We start from the raw sequence: 1,688 nt of genomic DNA on the forward strand, positions 1-1,688 counted from the left end.
GTCCCTGCAAGGCCTCCCCAAGCTCTTTGCCAGGGCGCATGCCTATGTCCATCAAATCCCTTCCTGTAACCGCCAGGTCCTTTAAGCACACACACTGCCCCAGAGAACGCATCTCCTGGTACAGCTCCTGCCACTTTTCCAGCCGTTCCAGCTTTTCCTGGCGCAGATAATCACTTTGAGCCAAAATGTCCGCCCTTTTCACGCAAAACAGCATTGGCAGCATATCCACTCCTATTTTATTTGCCAGACGACGCATCCGGCGCATATCCGGCTCCCATTCGTTTCCATAGTCATGATAAAGCACCAGCTTTTTCACCAGGCCTATGGTGTCATTGTCGAAGCGCAGCCTCTTTAAAATCTGTTCCGCCAGAACCGCCCCCAGGGACGCATGATGATAAAAGTGGGTAAGCCCTTTTTCGTCCCAGCTTAAGGTATCCGGCTTTCCGATGTCGTGAAGCAGCACCGCCAGACGCAGAATTTTATCCGGCTCTGTCTCCTTTAGAGCCTGCAGCGTGTGTTCCCCCACGTTGTAGCAGTGATGCGGATGTATTTGCGGCGTTTCCATGGCCCGGTCAAATTCCGGCAGAATCACTTTTGTGACGCCTGTGTGATATGCAATTTTAAGAAATTCCGGATGATCGGAGGTGATGAGCTTTACCAGCTCCGTCTGAATACGCTCAGGGCTGATATGGGAAAGATTGGGCGCCATTTCCCGGATAGCTTCCCCGGTTTTTTCCTCAATGCGATATCCCAGCTGGGCGGAAAAACGAATGGCCCGCATCATACGAAGGGCGTCCTCCCCGAAGCGCTCTCTAGGGTCCCCAACACAGCGGACAACACCCTCTTTCATATCCTGAAGCCCCCCAAACACATCAATGAGGCCTCCCTCTTCATTGTAGGCCATGGCATTGATCGTAAAATCTCTTCGCTTCAAATCCTCTATCAGGCTGGGTGTAAAAATAACCTCCTTGGGATGACGGCTGTCCTCATACTTTCCGTCAATCCGATAGGTAGTCACTTCAAAACCCTCCTTATCCAGCATCACCGTCACTGTTCCATGCTGTATTCCGGTGTCAATAGTCCGCCTAAACAACGCCTTTACCTGCTCCGGCCTGGCTGAGGTAGTGACATCCCAATCCTCCGGCTCTCTGCCCAGTATGGAATCTCTGACGCAGCCGCCTACGATATACGCCTCAAATCCGGCCTGGCGGATGGTCTCTATAATATAACTTGCTTTCTGTGGCATCTCTATCTTCATATTAATTCCTCATTTCTACGTTCCCCTTTGTGTGCCCTTTTACATATCCTGCGTCCCTGCGGCCTTCGCTTCAACACCACCTGCCGCTGCCATTTCCCGCAGAACGCTGATGCCAAGGGGTACTGCAATCAAAAAGGAACACACATCAGACCAGGTCTGACACATCTGTACGCCCAAAAGCCCAAAAAATTTCGGCAGAATCCAGATAAAAGGCAGGAAAAACAGTCCCTGTCTGGCCGCCGCCACAATAGAAGCCCGGACAGCCTTTCCTATGGACTGCAGCATCATATTGCTCATCACAATCCAGGCATTCAAGGGAAATGCCAGGCACTGCAGCCTAAGCGCAAGGGCGCCGATGCGGATCACTTCCGCATCCTCCCTGCGAAACAGCATGACCAGCGGCCTTACAAAAATAAATCCCACTGCAGAC

Annotated in this window: 1 protein-coding gene and 1 pseudogene; both read right to left on the minus strand. The window is 51.9% G+C overall.

Annotation, left to right across the window (positions count from 1 at the left end):
• Positions 1-1,258, minus strand: a 1,258-nt coding sequence (locus AC1WIP_RS15640) for a CCA tRNA nucleotidyltransferase (RefSeq protein WP_481142695.1), incomplete at its 3' end; no start/stop codon positions are given.
• 39 nt (positions 1,259-1,297) lie between these two features.
• Positions 1,298-1,688 (minus strand): annotated as a pseudogene (locus tag AC1WIP_RS15645) (hypothetical protein); the annotation flags it as partial.

The sequence above is a fragment of the Acetatifactor sp. genome (assembly GCF_982438285.1).